This is a genomic window from Marinactinospora endophytica, from assembly GCF_054780875.1.
Genome location: NZ_BAAGVM010000004.1, coordinates 191,707 through 210,873, shown reverse-complemented (window position 1 = coordinate 210,873; position 19,167 = coordinate 191,707). Strand labels below are relative to the sequence as shown.

17 protein-coding genes and 3 CRISPR repeat arrays (1 of these 20 only partly in view) are annotated in these 19,167 nt (G+C 71.5%); of the genes, 9 read left to right on the top strand and 8 right to left on the bottom strand.

Features of this window, described 5'->3' with window-relative positions:
* Positions 1-50: a CRISPR direct-repeat array (repeat unit 29 nt) (it extends 285 nt beyond the left edge of the window).
* A 64-nt stretch (positions 51-114) separates the two neighbouring features.
* Positions 115-882: an aminoglycoside adenylyltransferase family protein gene (locus tag ACYVHU_RS09680; protein ID WP_078761536.1), complete on the bottom strand. Its 768-nt coding sequence runs from the start codon at positions 880-882 to the stop codon at positions 115-117.
* Positions 883-1,321: 439 nt separating this feature from the next.
* On the opposite strand from ACYVHU_RS09680, the gene ACYVHU_RS09675 reads away from it, so the two are divergent.
* Complete coding sequence (locus ACYVHU_RS09675) at positions 1,322-1,732, top strand: peptidase inhibitor family I36 protein (protein WP_235000911.1); 411 nt, start codon at positions 1,322-1,324, stop codon at positions 1,730-1,732.
* Positions 1,733-1,795: 63 nt separating this feature from the next.
* Entirely contained in the window at positions 1,796-2,659 is an 864-nt protein-coding gene (locus ACYVHU_RS09670) for a hypothetical protein (protein ID WP_498948141.1), read from the top strand.
* A gap of 109 nt (positions 2,660-2,768) precedes the next feature.
* On the opposite strand, the gene ACYVHU_RS09665 is transcribed toward ACYVHU_RS09670, so the two are convergent.
* The 3 genes from ACYVHU_RS09665 to ACYVHU_RS09655 all read right to left on the bottom strand — a co-directional run bounded on the left by ACYVHU_RS09665 (position 2,769) and on the right by ACYVHU_RS09655 (position 5,831).
* Positions 2,769-3,110, bottom strand: a complete 342-nt coding sequence (locus tag ACYVHU_RS09665; RefSeq protein ID WP_498948140.1) for a VOC family protein — start codon at positions 3,108-3,110, stop codon at positions 2,769-2,771.
* Between the two features lie 442 nt (positions 3,111-3,552).
* Entirely contained in the window at positions 3,553-4,329 is a 777-nt protein-coding gene (locus ACYVHU_RS09660; RefSeq protein ID WP_498948139.1) for an SDR family oxidoreductase, read from the bottom strand.
* Positions 4,330-4,403: 74 nt separating this feature from the next.
* Positions 4,404-5,831: an FAD/NAD(P)-binding protein gene (locus tag ACYVHU_RS09655; protein ID WP_498948138.1), complete on the bottom strand. Its 1,428-nt coding sequence runs from the start codon at positions 5,829-5,831 to the stop codon at positions 4,404-4,406.
* Positions 5,832-6,198: 367 nt separating this feature from the next.
* Positions 6,199-6,654: direct repeats of the CRISPR family, unit length 29 nt; unit sequence GTGCTCCCCGCGCACGCGGGGATGGTCCC.
* 318 nt (positions 6,655-6,972) lie between these two features.
* On the opposite strand from ACYVHU_RS09655, the gene ACYVHU_RS09650 reads away from it, so the two are divergent.
* The 3 genes from ACYVHU_RS09650 to ACYVHU_RS09640 are packed head-to-tail and all read left to right on the top strand — an operon-like array spanning position 6,973 to position 9,855.
* Positions 6,973-7,323, top strand: a complete 351-nt coding sequence (locus tag ACYVHU_RS09650) for a hypothetical protein (RefSeq protein WP_078761530.1) — start codon at positions 6,973-6,975, stop codon at positions 7,321-7,323.
* A 46-nt stretch (positions 7,324-7,369) separates the two neighbouring features.
* Positions 7,370-9,184 carry a polymorphic toxin-type HINT domain-containing protein gene (locus tag ACYVHU_RS09645; protein ID WP_498948137.1) on the top strand — a complete coding sequence of 605 codons (1,815 nt, stop codon included), beginning with the start codon at positions 7,370-7,372 and terminating at the stop codon, positions 9,182-9,184.
* Positions 9,181-9,855, top strand: a complete 675-nt coding sequence (locus ACYVHU_RS09640) for a hypothetical protein (protein WP_078761528.1) — start codon at positions 9,181-9,183, stop codon at positions 9,853-9,855. The genes ACYVHU_RS09645 and ACYVHU_RS09640 overlap by 4 nt, the downstream gene beginning before the upstream one ends.
* Positions 9,856-10,446: 591 nt before the next feature.
* Here the strand turns inward: ACYVHU_RS09640 and ACYVHU_RS09635 are convergent.
* Together ACYVHU_RS09635 and ACYVHU_RS09630 are read right to left on the bottom strand one after the other, a co-directional pair.
* Positions 10,447-10,626 (bottom strand): DUF397 domain-containing protein, encoded by a 180-nt coding sequence (locus tag ACYVHU_RS09635; RefSeq protein ID WP_498948136.1) that lies wholly within the window; start codon positions 10,624-10,626, stop codon positions 10,447-10,449.
* A 9-nt stretch (positions 10,627-10,635) separates the two neighbouring features.
* Positions 10,636-11,469 carry a helix-turn-helix domain-containing protein gene (locus tag ACYVHU_RS09630; protein ID WP_498948135.1) on the bottom strand — a complete coding sequence of 278 codons (834 nt, stop codon included), beginning with the start codon at positions 11,467-11,469 and terminating at the stop codon, positions 10,636-10,638.
* Between the two features lie 389 nt (positions 11,470-11,858).
* Between ACYVHU_RS09630 and ACYVHU_RS09625 the strand changes: the two genes are divergently transcribed.
* A complete protein-coding gene (locus ACYVHU_RS09625) occupies positions 11,859-12,116 on the top strand; it encodes a hypothetical protein (RefSeq protein ID WP_498948134.1) in 258 nt (85 codons plus the stop codon).
* A 564-nt stretch (positions 12,117-12,680) separates the two neighbouring features.
* A complete protein-coding gene (locus ACYVHU_RS09620; protein WP_498948133.1) occupies positions 12,681-13,016 on the top strand; it encodes a hypothetical protein in 336 nt (111 codons plus the stop codon).
* A gap of 111 nt (positions 13,017-13,127) precedes the next feature.
* Positions 13,128-13,889: a CRISPR direct-repeat array (repeat unit 29 nt; unit sequence CTGCTCCCCGCGCACGCGGGGATGGACCC).
* A 120-nt stretch (positions 13,890-14,009) separates the two neighbouring features.
* Here ACYVHU_RS09620 and ACYVHU_RS09615 read toward each other — a convergent pair.
* Positions 14,010-14,819 (bottom strand): aminoglycoside adenylyltransferase domain-containing protein, encoded by an 810-nt coding sequence (locus ACYVHU_RS09615; RefSeq protein WP_078761523.1) that lies wholly within the window; start codon positions 14,817-14,819, stop codon positions 14,010-14,012.
* 422 nt (positions 14,820-15,241) lie between these two features.
* Here ACYVHU_RS09615 and ACYVHU_RS09610 point away from each other — a divergent pair, with 422 nt between their 5' ends.
* Positions 15,242-15,964: a maleylpyruvate isomerase family mycothiol-dependent enzyme gene (locus tag ACYVHU_RS09610; protein ID WP_078761522.1), complete on the top strand. Its 723-nt coding sequence runs from the start codon at positions 15,242-15,244 to the stop codon at positions 15,962-15,964.
* Positions 15,965-16,289: 325 nt separating this feature from the next.
* On the top strand, positions 16,290-17,945 hold the full coding sequence (locus tag ACYVHU_RS09605) for a BCCT family transporter (protein ID WP_078761712.1): 1,656 nt from the start codon (positions 16,290-16,292) through the stop codon (positions 17,943-17,945).
* Positions 17,946-18,001: 56 nt separating this feature from the next.
* Here ACYVHU_RS09605 and ACYVHU_RS09600 read toward each other — a convergent pair whose 3' ends face one another.
* Positions 18,002-19,120, bottom strand: coding sequence for a phosphotransferase (locus ACYVHU_RS09600; protein WP_432936728.1), 1,119 nt, complete (start codon positions 19,118-19,120; stop codon positions 18,002-18,004).
* Between the last annotated feature and the right edge of the window lie 47 nt (positions 19,121-19,167).

Below are 19,167 nucleotides of genomic sequence, written 5' to 3'. Positions count from 1 at the left end.
GAGGGGTTCGCCCAGCGCCAGATGCTCCCCGCGCGTGCGGGGATCGTCGGGTGTGTTCCGGCGGGCAGGGGCCGGGTGGGGTGGTCCTTGTGGAGTGCCGGTTCCGGCCTCAGGTCAGGGGTGGGACAGCCGGTCGATCCGGTGGATCTCGGAGAGCACGGCCTCCGCGAGGGGGTGGACCCGTGCCCTCAGGTCGTCGCTCCAGCGTTCCTCGGAGTAGGGGGAGCCGAGGTAGAGCCCCTTCACGTGCTCCAGGACGGGCCGGTGTTCCCCGGGGAGCCGGTCCATGGCCCAGTCGGCCGCCGCGTCCTTCGGCCTGATCACGCCGGTGGCGAGGGTGCTCCAGGTGCGCACCAGGGTGAGCAGGACGTTGCGGGTGTCGTCGTCCAGTTCGGCGAGCAGGCCGGGGAGCCCGTTCACGCTCGCGCGGATGAGGTCCTCGCGCGGTACGGGGTCGAGGACCTGGGCCGGAGGTGGGCCCGAGAGAGGGTGGTCGCCGGCGAGCAGCATCGTGATCACGATGGCGAGGTCCGGCATCGGCCCGGGCCGGGGGAGGGCCCCGGCCTCGAACTCCTCGCGCAGCCACTCGCCGTACAGGAAGTCGCCGGTGGGCGGGAACCGCCACGGGCGGACCTCGGACTGGACGACCACGGTGAGTTCGACCGGGCGGAGTTCGTCGGTGATCCCGGAGAGGCGGAGGAGCCCGTCGAGGAGGGCGCGCCGTTCCCGGTCGTCCATGCCGCGCCGGGAGACGGTGAGGATGTCCAGGTCGCTGGCGGGTCTGAGGCCGCCGAGCACGTGGGATCCGTGGAGGTAGGTGCCGATGACCTCGGGTCCCAACGTCTCGTCGACCAGTCTCACGACTTCCCGGATCTGATCCACGTGGCCAGTCTCGGGCGCGGGGAGGAGGGGACGCAACCGCTTTTCCCGTCCCTGGGGACTGCGGGCCGGGCGCGGGCCGTCGTCCCGTCAGTGGAGGGGAGCGGGCGGTCCTCGGGCGGGCGGTCCTCGGGCGGGCGGTCCTCGGGCGGGCGGCCGGTGGCGGGAAAACGGGTATACCAGCCTTTCTTCCGGGCTTACGGTCACCTGCCACGGCCTGTCGCCGATATCCGGCCGGATGATCGGGGAGGTTATGAAACGGCCTCTTACCTGCGTTTTCCGCTTCCAGGCAGAGGGCGGCTCCTCCTCTTGTACGTTACGGATCCGAATGATCACCGACCGTCGTGATCGAGGGTCGTTCCCTTTCGGGAGCGGTGTCTCTCACGCCGGAGGGGAGTCCACGGCCATCGCGGATGGCGAGACCAGAACACGGGAGAACAACGTGAAGCGAATCGGAACGGCGGCGGCCGTCGCGGCGGCCGGCCTCGTCGGCCTGCTCGGCGCGGCGACGCCGGTGACGGCGGCCGAGTCCACGATCGCGGGCGCTCCGGCGACGCGCTCCCTCTACGTCTACGAGCACGACGACTTCGGCGGCCGGTCGGCTCGGCTGACGGCCAACGACGGCAACTTCATCAACAACACCTGGGGTGGCGGCAGCGGCGGGAACATCAACGACAACATCAGTTCCTTCCGCAACACCGGAAGCAACCGGGCGCTGCTGTACACCCACGCCGACTACGGGGGCACCTACTACACCGCACTGGGCCACTCCGAGGACAAGGACCTGAGCAACAACAGCAACAACCCGTCGAACTTCGACAACAGGGCCAGCTCCGTCCGTTTCGTGAGCTAGCACCGGTGGAGGGAGGGCGGTGCCGGTCGCCCGGCGCCGCCCTTCGACGGAGGGAGGAGCGCCGTGCCGATCTCCCGGTTTCTCGCCGCGGGGCTGGTGCTGGCCGCCGCGGGCTGTGCGGCGGCCCCCGAGGACGCCCAGGAGGCCGGACCTCCCGAGGTGGGGCGCCAGGTCCGGGCCCTCCACGTCCCCCTCGACGACTACAACCTCTCCCGGCCCGACATCGAGACGATCGAGTACGCCGAGGACCTGCTCATCGGCGCGTGCATGCGCGACCTCGGCCTGGACTGGGAGCTCCTGCCGCCGCCGGAGGAGCACGACGCCGACCCGCTCAACCGCAGGCGCTACGGTCTCGTCGAACCGGAGGTCGCCCGGCGGTACGGCTACCATCCGCCGCCTCCGGCGCCGGGTCAGCGCGCACGCGAGGAGGCGCGCCGGGTCAGGGCGGCGCTGCCCCTCGGCGAGCAGGTCGCCGCCTACGGGACGGACGGCCGGGGAGGCTGCCTGGCCGAGGCCCGCGAACGGCTGGGCGCGGACGTCCCCGGGTTCGACGCCGGGGTGCTGAACGGCTACATCGGCGACACGTTCGAGGCGTCCCGGCGGGACCCGCGGGTGGTGGAGGTCGTCGGCGCGTGGAGCGCCTGCATGCGGGAGCGGGGGTACGCCTACGAGGATCCGCTCGACGCCCTCTCCGACCCGGCCTGGGCGGAGACGGAGGAGGCGTCGTCCCGGGAGGTGGCCGTGGCCGGGGCGGACGTGCTCTGCAAGGCGGAGACGGACCTGGTCGCGGTCTGGAACGCGGTGGAGGACGAGATCCAGCGCGAGGTCATCGACGCCAACCCCGGCGACTTCGCCCTGTTCGGGCGGGTGAGGGACGCCGAGCTGGACGCGGCCCGGGAGGTGATCGAGGCGACGGACCCGCCGTGAGGCTCCGGCGAGGCGGGAGAGGGCGAAGGGATGGTCCGGGTTCCCGCTCGCCGTGGCACGCCGCGCCGCACGGGGAGCCGGCCCGCCCGCCGAGGACGTCCGGGCGGGTTCAGAGCGGGGCGCCGCCGAAACCGATCTCGTTGCCCTCGGGGTCGCGGTAGACCGCCTTGCGCACCCCGTTCCCGTAGGTCTCCCGCCTCGCGGGTTCCAGCCCTTGCTCGGCGGCGCGGGTGACGAAGGAGTCGAGGTCGTCGACGAAGACGCTGATCAGGGCGTGGCCGGCGTGCTCGGGGGAGTACTCCACGAACAGCGACCGATGGGGCGCCAGCTCCCACACCGCCTCGGTGTCGCTCGCGACGTAGGTGGGCGGGGAGCCGAGCAGCCGCCGGTACCAGTCCAGCGCCGCCTCGTAGTCGCTGACGGGGATCCCCGCGTACAGATCGACGGACATGCCCGCATCGTAGAGGCCGCCGGAGACAGACCAGGGTCCCCGGTCCCGGTCGCGTCACCGGAGCGCACGGCGGATGCCCGCCGGGCCGGGAACCGAGGCGGTGACAGGCCACGCGACGGTCGGTGACGGGGGCAGGCCCGGGTCGGAGCCTTCCGGGTGCGGGAAGGCCGGGGAGGCACCGGGGAACGGGACGGGTGGCCGGGCGAGGGAGCCGAGGGGTGACGGCCGCCGCGCCCGTCACCCGGACGGGGGCGGACACGGCCCGGAACGCGAGAGAGCGGGGCCTGAGAACGGACCTCCCGGCGCGAGACCGGCCCCGGCCGCGCCCGACCCCGGTGGACCCGCCGACGGTCCTGCCGTGGCTGCGCGTCCGGACGGCCCCCGGAAACGGCGCGGCTCCCACGGGCGGAGCGCGGGAGCCGGCCGGACGGGCGGAGCGGGATCAACGTTGGGCGGCGGGCCGGACGACGATCTCGTTGACGTCGACGTCCGCAGGCTGGTCGATGGCGTAGGCCACGGCGCGGGCGACCGCGTCGGCGGGGAGGAGCGCCGCCCGGTACCCGACCATCAGGTCGGCGGCGTGCGCGTCGGTGATGTGGTCGGCGAGTTCGGATTCGACGACCCCCGGGGAGACGGTGGTCACCCGGATCGACGGGTCGGCCTCCTGGCGCAGCCCCTCGGCCAGCGCCCAGGCCGCGTACTTCGTCGCGGAGTAGACCGCCGACGTGGGCGAGACCTCGTGCGCCCCGATCGAGGCGATGGTGACGACGTGCCCCGACCGGCGGTCGCGGAAGTGCGGCAGCACCGCGGCGAAGCCGTTGCAGAGCCCCCGCACGTTGACGTCGATCATCCGGTCCCACTCGTCGACGAGCAGCGAGTCGAGGCGCGAGAGCAGCATCACGCCCGCGTTCCCGACGAGGACGTCGAGGCGCCCGTGGGCGGCGATCACGTCGGAGACGAGCGCGGCGAACGCGGCCCGGTCGGTCACGTCGAGCGTTCGGGCGTCGGCGCTGTGCCCGTCACCGGTGAGTTCGTCGGCGACGGCGCGCAGACGGTCCGCGCGCCGGCCGGTGAGGACGACGGTGTGCCCCTCGGCGGCGAGCCGGCGCGCGATCGCCTCGCCGATCCCGCTGCTCGCCCCCGTCACGAGGACGACCTTTCGCGCCGCGTCCTCCTGCGAGGAGGACGTGGTGTGCCTGGCTGTCTGATTCGTGGTCATGGCGTCCACTCTCGTCGCGGCCGCCGAACCGATGAAGGCCCTGTCGTGCCTGGGAGTGCCACACCCCGGCAGGCTCAGGAGCCCTCGCCGATCTGCCGGGCGACGGCGCGCGCCTGGACGGCGACGGAGGTCAGGAAGTTGACGAAGGACCGGCGGACGTGGGAGGCCGGGCCGATCACCCAGATCCGCTCCGGCCGGCCGTCGAGGTGGAGGCGCAGGTCCCCGTCGATGGCGGTGAGGGGGACGGCCGACGGCGGAGGGTCCACCAGGTGGACGCCGTCCGCGTCGTGGTGGAGCGCGGGCATGTGGAACCCGGCCGCCGCCACGACGTGGTCGTGGACGCGGACGCGGCCGTCGCGCGAGGCCACCTCGAAACCTCCGTCGTGGGCGCGGACGCGCGCGGGGTCGTAGGTGTCCAGGGTCAGTTTCCCGGCGTCGATGTGGGCCAGCAGTTTCCTGGCGTTGGGCAACGCCAGGGAAGTGACGTAACGCCATATCACGGGCCTGACGGGGGCGAGGGCGGCCTCGCGGTCGGGCAGGGGGAGCCCCTCGCTCCACGCGGACGCGGCGTGGAAGACGGAGAGCAGGACGTCCTGCCAGTGGCACAACCCCGCCTCCGCCAGCGCGGTCTCCTCCCGCAGCCGCCGGACCGGGTCGGTGCTGCGGGACAGCTGGCGGCGCAGGGGGAGGGGCGAGACCACGCGCACGGCCTCCACCACCGCGCGGCCGACCTTGTGGTGCAGGAGGGGGTCGTCCGGTTCCAGCCCGGCGATCCTCTCTAAGGAGGGGAGGGGCCGGGGGGACGGCAGGATACGGGCGCGCACGGCGGGCAACAGGCCGCTGCGGGAGGCCAAGGTGACGTGGTGGCCGTCCCGGCACAGCAGCAGCGCGGCGTCGACCGCCGAAAGCCCCCCGCCCACCACCAGGACGCGGGAGGGCGCGTCCCCGACCCGCCGGCGCAGGCGGGCCGAGGGGTAGGGCGACGGTGTCCAGCGGGGGTGGGAGGTGAGCGCCGCGAAACCGTCGGGGACGACCGGTCCCCCCAGGCCCACGGCCACGATGACGTGGGAGAAGGTCCTTTCCCTTCCGTCCCCCAGCCGGAGCCGGTACCCGCCGCCCGTCCTGGTCACGCGGTGGACGCGGCCGGGTTCGTGGGCGACCCCGACGCCCCGGGCGCGCGCCGGCGCGGAGTGGTCCCGGAAAAGCACACGGGCGTACTCGCCGATCCAGGAACGGGGAACGAGGTCGGCGTCCCCGACGGGGCGGGCATGCTCGGCGCAGAAGCCGACGAAGTCGGAAGGCGCTTCGGGAAGCAGGGAACAGATGCCCGCCGACGTGTTGCAGAGCAGGTCGGGATCCGGATCACCGAAGACGGGCCCGGTGCCGGGGGCGTTCGGATCGATCAGCGTGACCGAGGACAGGCCGGCGCCCGCCTCCCGAACCAACTGCACGAACGCGCTGATCCCGGCCACGCCGGCCCCGACGATGGCGATGTCCCGCATGCTTCCGATGTGTCTCCTCCGCGGCGAATCGCGTACTTATGGTGCATCCTGCCGCAGAGCGGAACCGGGAGCCGGGGAAACGGGAAGAGCGGCCGGGGGCGGCCACCGCCTGTGAAGAGCGGCCGGGGCGGCCACTACCTGTGAGACGTTTCGCGGGTCCCGGCCTCCTCGGCGGGCCGGCGCCACGTGACGCCGTGTGCCACTTCGGTGTGAGAGGAGCCATGGGCTTGGTCCGTCCCATCCCGGCGCCTCCGACCGGGAGAAGGGCGTTTCTGTGCCGTTTTGAGCCTTTTGCTGCTCCGTGCCGCTTTCTCAAGAAGTGGTCGAAAACGCGGCTCCCCACTGGTAACGTCCCAGGTCAACAAGAGTGCTCCCCGCGCACGCGGGGATGGTCCCCACCTGCTGGGCAAGATCCAGGCCCTGGCCACGTGCTCCCCGCGCACGCGGGGATGGTCCCAAGCTGGGGATGGGCCACCATCCGTTAACCGGGTGCTCCCCGCGCACGCGGGGATGGTCCCTCGTCTTTCGTTGTGAAGAGGCGAAGACTTGCGTGCTCCCCGCGCACGCGGGGATGGTCCCCGGCGGTACCACAGGCCGACGTACTGGCTCTTGTGCTCCCCGCGCACGCGGGGATGGTCCCAACGCCCCCGCGAACGCGGTCCGCTACGGCGAGTGCTCCCCGCGCACGCGGGGATGGTCCCTACGGTCTGGCCGGCCGTGCGCAGCAGCCACCGTGCTCCCCGCGCACGCGGGGATGGTCCCGCCGACGGCACCCCGCGCGCGGGCACGGTGGTGTGCTCCCCGCGCACGCGGGGATGGGGTGTATGTCTGCCCTGGCAAGGGCGGATCTCATGGCGCTGATCGTGGTCAGGGCCGCCAGTGGACGCTCGGGGCTTAGGGGGCACGGGGAGAGCCCGAGGCGCGCGCAACCGTCCCAATGACGCTGGCCACGCCACAGACCCACACGACCGGCAAGGAATCGGGCGATACCCGGCAGAACGCCTTAATGGGGCCTCGGCGCCTTCGTTTGGCCGAAAACGGCCACCCTCCGGCTTTCTGTGACGTATTCCATCTATGCTAGGCGTCCTTCCATGCCCGACCCGCAGGTTGGGCGGTGCCCCCCGTCCAGAAGAGATCGCCCGTGACCCGACTTCCCGTGCCCGTGCGCTGGGTCCGTGCCCTGCTGTACGTCTCTGGTGGGCTGACCCTCCTGCTCGCCGTGTCCATGCTGATCCTCACCGGGATCTCCGCCTACGAACTCGGCTACAACCTCATGGCCTCCCTGCCCGGCATCCTCCAGATCCTGTTGGCGGTGTTCGTCCGCCGTGGCGGGCGCGTGGTGTTCTGGTCGATCCTCGTCCTGGAGTCGCTGCTCGCCCTGTACTCCCTGCTCACCCTCGGCGGCGACGGCCGGATCACCCAGCTCATCCTGCCCGTCGTGATCCTCGTCCTGCTCCTGCGCCCGGCATCGCGCGCGTTCTTCCTGCGCTGACCCTCCCCACCGCCCCGTGGCCCCGGGCCGACATCGAGGTTCCCCCATGCTCCGACGCATCCACGATCCCGAACGCGGTGCCGGCTACATCGAGTACACCGCCGTCATCCTGCTCGTCGCCGCGCTCTTCGCGGTCCTCATCACCAGCGGGATCGGCGGCCAGATCTCCTCCTCCGTGGCCGCCGGCGTGGAGTCGATCCTCAACGGCACCAGCGGAGGCGACGGTGGTGGCGGTGACGACGGCGGGAGCGGTACCGGGGAGACGGGTGGCACCGGCGGCGACGGGGACGACGGCGCGGAGGAGTCGGGTGATGCCCCGGACGCCCCGCAGGGCGAGGTCACGCAGGTCTCCGACAACGGCGGCGGTGGCGGCGGCGACGATGACGACGGCGGCGGGTTCCTGTCGTGGGCGGGGGACGGGCTCGGCGCGGTGTGGGACGGCGTCACCGACTTCGGCACCGGCGTCGGGAACGCCGCCAGTGACGCGTGGAACAGCGTGGGCGACGCCTGGAACGGCCTGGTCGACGGCGCGCAGCGCCTGTGGGACGACCCGGGCCAGTGGGTCTCCGACACCTGGGACTCCCTGGTCGACGGGGTGACCGGCAACTGGGACGCCTTCACCGACGACCCGGTCGGCTGGGGCCTGGACCTGCTCTTCAGCGAGGAGACCCAGGAGAACTGGAACAACGGTAACTACCTGGAGGCCATCGGCCAGGGGGTGGCCGAGAACGCGGTCGCGCTCATCCCCTACTTCGGCTGGGGCAAGAAGATCGACCGCCTTAACGACATGGCCGACAACAGCGGCGACGACGGCGGTGGCGGGGACGGTGACGGCACCGGGGAGCAACGGGCCGACGGTGACCAGGAGGGCGAGAACGCGGAAAGCCCCTCCTGCCGCCGCCCGTCCAGCTTCGTGCCGGGCACCCCGGTCCTGCTGGCGGACGGCACCATGCTCCCCATCGAGGAGATCGAGGTCGGCGACACCGTCCTCGCCTTCGACCCCCTGACCGGGGAGGAGGGGCCTCGCGAGGTCACCGCCCTCGTCTCCAGCATCGGGACCAAGACGCTCATCACCCTCACCGTCGACGACGGCGGCGGTGCGACCGACACGATCACCGCCACCGCGGAGCACCCCTTCTGGGTGCCCGACCGCGCGGAGTGGGTCGACGCCGCCGCCTTGGAGCCGGGCACCTGGCTGCGCACGTCGGCGGGCACCTGGGTCCAGATCACCGCGGTCGACCGGGCCGAGGCCGAGGCGCAGCGCGTCCACAACCTCACCGTCGCCGACCTGCACACCTACTACGTGGGCGCGGGGGCCGCGAACGCGCTCGTCCACAACACCAACGGCGACTGCCACCCCGACCGCGAATACCGGGAGGACGACGACGGGGTGCAGCGCCCCGTCGGGGACCGCGACTTCGCGGCCGTCGCCGCGCAGCGCGCCCACGAGATCATGCGGGGCACCAACAGCCGCAACCTGACCGTCGCGGTCACCCGGGTGTACAACACGGAGACCGGCGAGTTCGAGGTGTGGGTCACCAGCAGCAACCCCAAGGGGCAGAACAGCGACGACCCCGGCTCCTACGCGAACAACCCGCCGGCCGGGTTCGACCTGAACCCCGGCGAGATCTACGTGCCGGGCCGCGGCCACGCCGAGAACGCGCTCAGGGACCACCTGAACCGCAACCCGCAGTACCGCGTGGTCGAGGGCGGCACCAGCTCGAACATCTGCCAGGGGGAGCGTTCGACCGGGAACTGCATGCCCATCATCGAGGACGAGTTGGGTCTGGAGACCGGCGGTGACTACCCTGGCACCACTTACACCTCTGGGAAACGCGAATTCTGGTGGGAGGGCGGATGATCCCGCGTAAATCGCGCTACCGCGACGAGCTGCGAGAGCTCGACGCGCGACAGCGTGTGACGCTCGCCGCGGGCTCCGCGGCCCGCGCGGCGGCGGTGTACGACTACTTCGCCGACGACTCCGAGCGCGCCGTGCTGGCATCGGCGGTGGAGGAGCTGTGGTCGCTGGACCCCGGCGGCCCGGAACAGGCGCGCGCGGTGCTGGAGCGTCTGGGCGCGATCTGGCCCTACGGTGACGACCCGGACCCGGAGTTCGAGGCCGACGAGCCCGAGTACGAGCCCGACGAGCCGCGCTACTGGAAGATCCGGGCGCTGGAGGTTCCCCGCTTCGCCTTCCTGGAGCTCGCCGAGGAGGACTCCCTCCGCGCAGCCGACCGCGCCATCCAGTTCGGCATCGGGCTGGTGCAGGAGGTCGAGGGCGCCATCGGCGCGGACCCGCTGCGCGGGCTCGCCGAGGAGTACGCCGACTCGCGTGGACCGTTCGAGGAGCTGGAGGGCGACCTCCTCGAAGAGAGCCTGAGGATCGTGCGCGAGGAGCCGGAGGCGGAGGCCCGGCGCCGTCTGCGCGAACGCTCCGCCGCCCACGGGCGGCGCGTGCGGGAGGTCCTGCTGCCCGTCCTCGCCTCCTCCAGCGGCTGGTCGCCGGACGACATCGAGGCGGCACGGGGCTAGCAGTTCGAGGGACGGCACGAGCGGGTCGCTGACGTAGGTGAGGGCTCGTGCGCGTCTCAGCAGACCCTCAAGCTTGATAACCGGCAGACTCTCAAGCTTTATAAAGCGGAGATAACGGCCCGCGAAGCCGCAGGTCATCTTCTGTAAGCCCCGCGCACGCGGGGATGGACCGCCGGCGCTGCGGAGAATCATGCAGGCGTGGCTGTAAGCCCCGCGCACGCGGGGATGGACCGCGACCCATTGGACGGGCAGTCCCAGACCGTCGGTAAGCCCCGCGCACGCGGGGATGGACCGACACGTCGACGGCGGGGTCGACGACACGGATCGTAAGCCCCGCGCACGCGGGGATCGTTCCATAAGAAGGAGGCGTGGCCCTGCCCCGCCCGTGGGTTCTGTCCAGGCGAGGTGAAAAAGTCGGTCGTCGTGGCTGTGCCGTCGACGGGGACGAAGTGAGAGGCCAGGGCGAGGACGCCGCGGGGGCGCGATCGGCGTGACCGAACGTATCTCCAGAGGGCAGACGATACCGAGCGTGGGTGAGGGGCATCCTTGACGTGGTTCTGGTATGTGCCGCCAGGCCCTGGCTCTTGAGGTCTAGAGTTCGTCGGCCCTGATCGCGTCGAGGAAGGCGGCCATCTCGCCTGCCGGGAAGATCAGGTGGCCGTCCGGGTTCTGGGAGTCGCGGACGGCGGCGGCGCCGAACAGGTCGGCGATCTCGACACAGTCGTTCCTCCTGCTGTGGGAGGACTTGCGGAAGTCGGGGATCGTGTCCATGGCGTCTCTCTAGAGTTTGCTCTTCAGGTAGTCCAGAGACTTCGCTGGCTTCCATGCTGCCGCCTGGATGTGCAGGAAGAGCTTGCGGTAGCGCTCGATCTCTTTCTCTTCCTCCAAGTACAGCCCGTCGGTGTCGGTCTCGATGTAGACCAGCGGCTTCGTGCTCTCATCGAAATCCAGCAGGACAAAGGGACCGCCGACGCCCGCGTGTAATCCGGCATCGAGTGAGAGCACCTGTACTGTCACTGAGTTCGCGGTGTCCTCTATGACGTCAATCAGGTGCTGGATCTGCTCGCGTGCCATGTCCCCGTCACCGAGGCGCAGCAGCGCGGCCTCGTCAATGACGGCCCACACGTCTGGTCGGTCAGGGCAGGTGAGGAGCGCCTGGCGGTTTTGTCTCGTGGCGATTACTCGCTGGATGTCGTCTGTGTCCACGATGAGGGCGGCGCGCGTCATGGCCCTGATGTAGGCGGGCGTCTGAAGTAGACCTGGGATGACGGTGGGCTGGTAGGTACCGATGTTGCGTGCGGCTGCCTCGAAGCCCACGAAATGTCCGGTGAGCACATCGTCGTAGCGAGTCCACCATCCGGATTCCCGTGCACTACGAGCGAGGTTGAGTACGGCATCACGTTCGCGCTCGTCTGTGACCTTGTAGAGATCGAGCAGCGCCTTCACGTCGGTGATGAGAGGTTTCTTGCGGCGACCGGTTTCGATGTGTCCCAGTCGCGCCCGTGACCATTCGAGGGCTTCGGCGGCCTGCTCGACTGTCAAGCCGGCGGCTGCGCGGAGACGACGGAGTTCATTGGAAAGCTGCCGTCTCTTGATGGTGGGGCTGTCCGGCACCGCGTCTACCTCCCGACGAGCTGGGCGCTCATATTATCCACGCAATCCCGAGTCAGAAATTCCATCCAATACAAAGTTGTAATTCCAGGTCGCCCATCTACTTCTTTCTCGTTGAAATCGTAGATTCTACGTTTCATGCTGAGAGTGTTGGATCTTGCCGGGTGTCTCACCTGGCCTGTTCTCTTGGGGTTCCTATGACGGTCCTTTCTTTGTATTTCTGGATGGGTTTGTCGTTGTTGCGGTTGTGGTCGTCAGGGGGCGCGCGGGTGGGGGATCCCGCCTCGAGGGTGGCACGTCCTCCGGTTCCCCCTCCAACTCCACCGCCGGTGTTGCCGGCGCGGCAGGCACCGCCCCCGCCTCGGCGGATACCGGATCACTACGGGTGGTGTGTGCTCGCGGAGCGGTATGCGCATAAGTGGGAGCTCACCTATGACTACGACGCGGTGATGCCGTATCGGGCGCGGCATCGGGGGCAGCCGGATCTGGTGTTCGCGGCGTCGGATCGGGAGTTGTTCGAGGTGATGTTGTCGGTGGCGGAGCCGCCGTCGCGGGTGCGCCGTTATGTGGTGGAGGCCGAGGAGCGCCAGCGCGCCGAGGAGTTGGCCGCGTTGAACGATCTGGTGTTCATGGCCCCGGCGGGAGGGTGAGGGACATGAACCCGTCTTGCGATCCAGTGGGCGGCAACGCTCGTCCCGGTTCGCCTCGTAGTGGTGAGGGATGTCGGCCTGGCGGGGAGGAGACTCTGGGCCGGGGTGGTGCCTGTGTGTCGTGTGCGCACCAAAGGTGTCGTGCGGCGCGGGCGGCGAACGAGGGCGGGGCGGTGTGGGGGCGTTGCCGGGAGTTCGCGGTGGAGCATCGACGAGCGGCTGCGGTGCGGCGGCGTTTCCCGGGCGTGGTGGTGTGGTGGGGGGAGGTGACCCAGCGGTACTGGGCGATGACCTCCTCGGGACTGCGTGAGGCCGAGACCGTTGAGGCGCTCCTCGCCGTCTTACGATCCGGGAGCACATCCGCTCTTGACCGTGAGGCTGCGCGGGGAGTCCGCATTCCTCGACGCGTTCCAGCGGGTTCTCCGACCGTTTCCCCGGCTCGCTTCCCCGCGGGCTCCCTTGAGGGGAGACGCGCGCGGGTGGTGGGGCGGCGCCCGGTGCGGTGGTGCCTCACCGGCCATGCTCCTGCCATCTCCCGTCCTGTGGGAAGGGAGGTGGGTGAGGGTGGCTCCGCCGCGGCGCGCTGATCTGGATATCGGAGTGTTGCGAGAGATGTATGTGGTCCAGGGATTGTCGTTGGCCGAGGTCGGGATGCGGGTGGGGGCGGCGGGCAGCGTGGTGGCGCGTCATCTACGTCGTGCGGGTATCGCGGTTCGTCCACCCGGCGGACAGTTGGACCTGCCGGTGGAGGAGATCGCGGCGCGGTTTCGGGCGGGGGAGTCTCAGCGTTCGCTTGCCCGCGCCTACGGGGTCGCGCTCGACACGATCAAGGCTCGCCTGAAGTCCCATGCGGCCGGCCACGCCGATCAGTCGGACAAGCCGGTGACGGGAAGAGGGTGATTTCCCCTGGGTATTGAATGGGCGTTTGGTGGCCTATCGCGCGCTTCGCCCTTTTCTTAAGAAGTGGTCGAAACCGAGGGGGTCAGCTGGTAACGTCCCAGGTCAATAAGACTGCTCCCCGCGCACGCGGGGATGGACCCAGGCAGCCCGGTAGATCCACGCGGCTCCCTCCCTGCTCCCCGCGCACGCGGGGATGGACCCGAACCTGTGGGTTCGTAAGTGTGGACCTTCGCCTGCTCCCCGCGCACGCGGGGATGGACCCGGCGTGCGGGCTACTCCTCGACGGCGTGGTGGCTGCTCCCCGCGCACGCGGGGATGGACCCAGGGTCGGCTGGTTGGCGGTGAGGTGGACCCACTGCTCCCCGCGCACGCGGGGATGGACCCGCCTGTTCGAGGGGCTGGGCTCATCGCTGGAGCTGCTCCCCGCGCACGCGGGGATGGACCCGACACGGGAGAAGTAGCTCGCGATGCGATTGCCTGCTCCCCGCGCACGCGGGGATGGCCCCTCGCAGATCGGTCCGCGCCTCATCCCGGGATTCTGCTCCCCGCGCACGCGGGGATGGCCCCAGCCGGAGCCGGGTGCGCCCCGTGCACGTCCTCTGCTCCCCGCGCACGCGGGGATGGCCCCGACCAGCTTTACGCTGACCACCTCTGGGGGGACTGCTCCCCGCGCACGCGGGGATGGCCCCGCAAATGGGCCCACCAGTAGCGGACCGCCCTCCTGCTCCCCGCGCACGCGGGGATGGACCCGAGGAGATCTCGATCAGGATCGGACCGCCCTCCTGCTCCCCGCGCACGCGGGGATGGACCCTGGGGATACCGGGATGCTCGATACAGAGCGTCGCTGCTCCCCGCGCACGCGGGGACGGCCCCTCTCCGTGCCCGCCCGGGGTGGCGAGCCGGAGCGGTCGGGGCCAGTTCAGGGTGGGCGAAGAACGTGGGGCCTCTCCCGGTGTTCCGGGAGAGGCCCCACGTGTGCGTCTGGGCGGCGGGTCAGGCCGGCTGGGGGGAGAGGGCGTCGTCCAGGACCATCTCGATGTAGTCGAGGGCGGCGCGGCGGCGGGCCAGCGCGCTCTGGTAGAGCGACGGGAGCCGGGAGCCGCGGCGGATGCGCAGGCACTCGTTGACGATGCGGTCCCACCGCTCGGGGAAGGCGTGCAGCGCGTAACGCCCCGCGCCGGACTTCGAGGTGATCTCGCCCGTGCGCAACGTGAAGTGCAGCCGGCTGACGCTCAGCACGCTCCACGACGGCGCCAGCGACCCCAGCGCGGCCAGGCCGCGCGGCGTGACCAGCCGGCCGGCCTTGGCCCGCCAGCGGCGCCAGTGCTCGTCGAGGTTGCCCAGCGACCAGTCGCGCAGGCTGTCGCGCTCGTTCCACATGTCCAGCTCGACGGGGAGCGGCCCGCGCACGGTGACGCCGCGCTCGGCGAGCACGTGCCAGGTGACCGGGTTGACGTCGGCGCTCGCCTTGCGGCGCAGCCGGCCCGCGTTCACCGACGCGAGAGGGCCGCACGCGGCGGGGTCGTCGTCGAGATCCTCCCACGTGACGTGGATGCCGTTGAACTGCGGTCGGGGAAACCGTGACCGCATGCGGGAGTGGACGCGGCGCAGCGCGTCGAAGTCGGTGTCGGTGAGGCGGCGGGCGGTGACCACGACGAAGTCGACGTCGCTGACGTGCGGACGGTAGTCGTCCAGGGCGACCGACCCCGTGAGGTACAGGCCCTCCACCAAGCCGGGGGCCTCGCCGTCGATGTCCCTGAGGAACGTCTCGGCAACGGTCCGCGCCTGCGGATGGACAGCCATGTGGTCTCCAGTCTGCTCCGCCTGGCCGCGGAAGTGAGGGTCGTGAGCGCTCGCGCGGCGCCATCGCCGGCGATGGCGCGGGGCCTGGGCCCTTCACGTCCAACGACCCCGTCCGGTTCCCGGTTCCGCTGCGCGCGGGGGAATCGGGGACGGCAGGCGGCGTCGATGCTCATGCGTTCGGTTGTCGCAGGGGCCGGCTGCGCGGCCCCTGCCTTCCAGTCTGGGAGCCGGTGCGCGGCTTGGCAAGCGAAGCGGCGCGAGTCTGGTGCCATGTCCCCGTGGATGGTGGTGCGCGCACCACCACGCGCCCGGTTTCGCGGCCCGGCCCGGTGGCGGCCGCGGGCCATCGAGCATAAACCAGCGGCCATGGGGGATCTAAGGGACGGACATGGACGGCCCGCCCCCGAGCCAGGAAGAACCTGATGCCGCAGCTCGAACCGAAACAGATCCAGTCGTGGTTGGAACAGGGAACCGAGCGTTTCGCCGAACGGATCGCGGGCCTTCCCGACGCCGACTTCCGGGTGCCCTCGCGGCTGCCGGGGTGGACCAGGGCGCACGTCATCGCCCACCTCGTGGCCAACGCCGGGGCGTTGCTGAACCTGGTCGCCTGGGCGCGCACCGGTGTGCAGACCCCGATGTACCCGTCGCCGGAGGAGCGCGACGCCCAGATCGAGGAGGGCGCGCAGGACCCGCCGGAGTGGCTGCGCGCCGAGTTCGCCGACTCCGCGCGCCGGCTGAGCGAGGCCCTGGCCGGGCTGGGGGAGGCCGAACCGGACACCGTCCTCACCGACGCGCGGGGGGCCGAGATCACGGCGCGCGACCTTCCCTGGGAGCGCGTGGTCGAGGTGTGGCTGCACCTCGTCGACCTCAACGCGGGCGACTCCTGCGCGGACCTGCCGGCGGAGCTGGTCGACGCGCTGCTGGACCGCGCCGCCGGCGACCTCTCGCAGCGGCCGGGATGCCCGGCGCTGCACCTGGTCGCCACCGACCGGCGACGGACCTGGGAGGTCGCGGGGGAGGGCGAGGTCGCCGAGGTGACCGGGCCCGCCGCCGACCTGCTGGGCTGGCTGACGGGCCGCGAGCGCGGGACACGGCTGCGCACGGGGACCGAGCGGGAGGCGCCGCGTCCGCCGGCGTGGAGGTGACCGGGCCCGGGACGGCGTGGTGGCGGCCGGTGGGCGCGTCCGCGGTGGCATGAACCACGTCCCGCGGTGAACGGCGTCACGTCGCGGTTCCGACCGCCGTCGCGATGGCGGATCCCCGCCGGGATGTGCGCCAGGCACGCCGGAGTGAGTGATCCGCCACAGCGTGACGGTGCATGGCGCGTTACTTCGCCGGGTACCGTCGCAATTTGATAGAAAAGACGTTTTTGTCGTCTTCGGGGTCGTTCATTGCCGACCCGGCAGGCGTCTGAGGACCGTTTCGACCGGTCCAGACGAGCTGAGAAGAGTTCTCATTCCCATGGTCAACATGGTTGAACGTGTACGCACCCGTGCCCTCCGAAAACGAGAGGAGGGGCGGGTCGACACCTGGGTGGTCGGCGTCAGTGGCGGAGCCCTCATCGCCTTCGTCGCCGCAGCCCTCCTTTTCCCCACCGCCACGGAGAACGCCGTCGACACGGCGTTCACCTGGTCCGCCGACTGGTTCGGCGCCTACTGGCAGCTTTTCCTCCTGGCCACGTTCCTGGTCGCCGCCGTCCTCGCCTGCTCCCGTTACGGCCGGGTCCGCATGGGCGGGATCGCGCGTCCGGAGTTCGGCTGGTTCAAGTGGGTCGCCATGGTGATGACGACCCTGCTCGGCGCGGGCGGCGTGTTCTGGGCGGCGGCCGAGCCCATCGCCCACTACGTCGACACCCCGCCGTTGTTCGGGACCGGCGGCGGCGCCACCGACCCCTCGCCCGAGAGCGTGGCGCTGGCCCAGAGCTTCATCCACTGGGGCTTCCTGGGCTGGGCCGTCGGCGGGACGCTGGCGACGTTCGTCATGATGCGGGGCGTGCAACGCGGCCTGCCGCTACGGCCGCGCACCCTGCTGTACCCGATCATGGGCGACCGGGTCAAGGACCACTGGATCGGCACGGTCGCCGACATCTGCTGCATCCTCGCCGTCGTCGCCGGAACGGTCGGCCCGGTGGGCTTCCTCGGCCTTCAGGTCTCCTACATCTCCGGTGAGATGTTCGGGACGTTCGACGGCTACGCCACCCAGCTCGTGGTGATCATCGGGCTGACCGTGGTCGCCGCGATCTCGGTGCTCAGCGGTCTGGACAAGGGCATCCAGTTCCTCAGCCGGCTCAACGTGTGGGTCGCGCTCGCCCTCCTCGTCTGCGTGCTGGCCCTCGGCTCGGCGGTGTTCGTCTTCAACACCTTCTTCGACGCCTTCGCGCTGCACGCCACCCAGTTCCTGTCGATGTCGGTCTACCGCGGCGACGGGTCGTGGCTGGGCTCCTGGACCACCTTCTTCTTCGCCTGGTGGGTCGGTTACGCCCCGCTGATGGCGATCTTCATCGCGCGGATCTCCAAGGGCCGCACCGTCCGGGAGATCTTCATCGGCGGAACCGTCCTGCCGACCGTGGTCACCACGTTCTGGTTCACCGCCCTGGGCGGCACCGGCATCTGGCTGGAGACGCAGAACCCCGGTTCGGTCTCCGGCCCCTACGAGGAGACCGGTCTGCCGGCCGCCGCGCTGTCGATCGTGCAGCAGCTGCCGATGAGCGCCCTGCTCGGCGTGATCGTCCTGGTGGTGACGGTCGTCTTCGTCGCCTCCACCATGGACTCGATGTCCTACGCGCTGGCCGCCTCGGGCATGCGCGACAGCGAACCGCGCCCCGTCATCCGCGCCTTCTGGTGCGTCGTGATGGGCGCCGCCGCGGCGGTCCTCATCGCGATCGGCGACGGAGGGGTCAACGCCCTCCAGTCGTTCATCGTGGTCACCGCCGTCCCCGTCGGCCTGATCATGCTGCCGACCCTGTGGACCACGCCGCGCATCATCCGCTGGATGGCCGTCGAGCAGGGTCTGCTCTCCCGCGCCGACGCGGCGGGCATCCCCGAGAAGCGCGACGAGGAGGTCCCCTCCTGGACCGGCCCCTCCGAGGTGGGCCGCAAGGAGCCGGAGTTCGCCGGCCGCTACTGACCGCGAACCGGGGCCGTGCCGCCGCCGTGCCCGGCGGGGCGCGGCCCCGGCCCGTCTCAACCGGGGGCCGGGGGCGATTCCAGCGCCGAGGCGTACAGCTCCCGGGCCAGCCCCCGCCAGCGGGGCCGGAAGGCGTAGACCCCGGCCAGGCGCAGCCGGGTCGCCGCCGCGTAGGCGGGAACCCGGCGCAGCGTCGCCTCGTCGGGCTCCAGCCCGGCCAGGAACGCGGCCCGCGCCGCCCGGGCGCGGGCCGGGCCCACCACCCCCTGGGCGCTCCGCAGTTCCAGGTGCGCCACGACGTTGGCCACGTCCACCGCGGGTTCGCCGAGCGCGAGGGTGTCCAGGTCCACCAGCCCGATCCGCTCGGCCTCGGGAGCGGCGACGAACTGCTTGTCGTAGCAGTCGCGGTGCACCGGGCGAAGCGGCGCGCCGGCCTCCTCCCCGAGCGCGGCCAGCACCGGGTCGGGGTCGGCGTGCGGCAGCAGCCCGAACCGCCAGGCCGGGCGCAGCCAGCGCAGCACCGTCTCCTTCTCGTCAGCGGGGGTGTGCCGGGGCAGTCCGCCCTGCCCGCCCGGACCGGGTGAGGGGGGCTCTGCCGCGTGCAGTACGGCCAGCGCGGCGCCGGCCCGGTACCAGTCGAGCAGCCAGTCGCCGACCCGCCCGCCGGCCGCGGGGCGCGTCAGCGGCTCGCCCGGCAGCGCCGACCACAGGGTCGCCCCCTCGCCCATGTCCTCCAGCAGCCGCGGCACCGCGAACGCCGTCCCGGCCAGGCGCTCGGCCTGTTCGAAGCGGGCCACGAGGGCGGTCTCACGGCCCGGCCGCACCGCCTTGACGTAGCCGCGGTCGGTGCGCACCACGGCGCGCCGTTCCGGCCGGTGGGCGACCAGCCGGCCGCCGGCCCGGACGAGCGCGCGCACCCTCGGCAGCCTGCGGTCGGCCCCGTCGGGCTGGAGCAGCACGCCCTCCCCGGGCAGGGCGGACGCGCCCGGGGTCGCCGCCGCGACCCGTTCCAGCCGGTCCGGGTCGGCGAACCACTGCCCCGCGACGCGCCGCCCGTCGGCCTGCTCCCACTCGACCAGGGCGTGGTCGGTGCCGCGCGGCCAGGCCCGGCGCAGCAGCAGCGGTTCGCCGGTGGCGGGGGAGACGACCCGGTCGGCGACGAAGCGTTCGGTCACGGGATCCTCCACGGGTGGGCGCGGCCGTCCTGCGCCGCGTGGTCCTC

Excerpts from the sequence above, each read along its gene's own strand:
- ACYVHU_RS09665 (WP_498948140.1), bottom strand. The coding sequence starts at position 3,110 with ATGTCCGTCGATCTGTACGCGGGGATCCCCGTCAGCGACTACGAGGCG.
- ACYVHU_RS09660 (WP_498948139.1), bottom strand. The coding sequence starts at position 4,329 with ATGACCACGAATCAGACAGCCAGGCACACCACGTCCTCCTCGCAGGAG.
- ACYVHU_RS09655 (WP_498948138.1), bottom strand. The coding sequence starts at position 5,831 with ATGCGGGACATCGCCATCGTCGGGGCCGGCGTGGCCGGGATCAGCGCG.
- ACYVHU_RS09645 (WP_498948137.1), top strand. The coding sequence starts at position 7,370 with ATGCTCCGACGCATCCACGATCCCGAACGCGGTGCCGGCTACATCGAG.
- ACYVHU_RS09640 (WP_078761528.1), top strand. The coding sequence starts at position 9,181 with ATGATCCCGCGTAAATCGCGCTACCGCGACGAGCTGCGAGAGCTCGAC.
- ACYVHU_RS09635 (WP_498948136.1), bottom strand. The coding sequence starts at position 10,626 with ATGGACACGATCCCCGACTTCCGCAAGTCCTCCCACAGCAGGAGGAAC.
- ACYVHU_RS09615 (WP_078761523.1), bottom strand. The coding sequence starts at position 14,819 with ATGGCTGTCCATCCGCAGGCGCGGACCGTTGCCGAGACGTTCCTCAGG.
- ACYVHU_RS09610 (WP_078761522.1), top strand. The coding sequence starts at position 15,242 with ATGCCGCAGCTCGAACCGAAACAGATCCAGTCGTGGTTGGAACAGGGA.
- ACYVHU_RS09605 (WP_078761712.1), top strand. The coding sequence starts at position 16,290 with ATGGTTGAACGTGTACGCACCCGTGCCCTCCGAAAACGAGAGGAGGGG.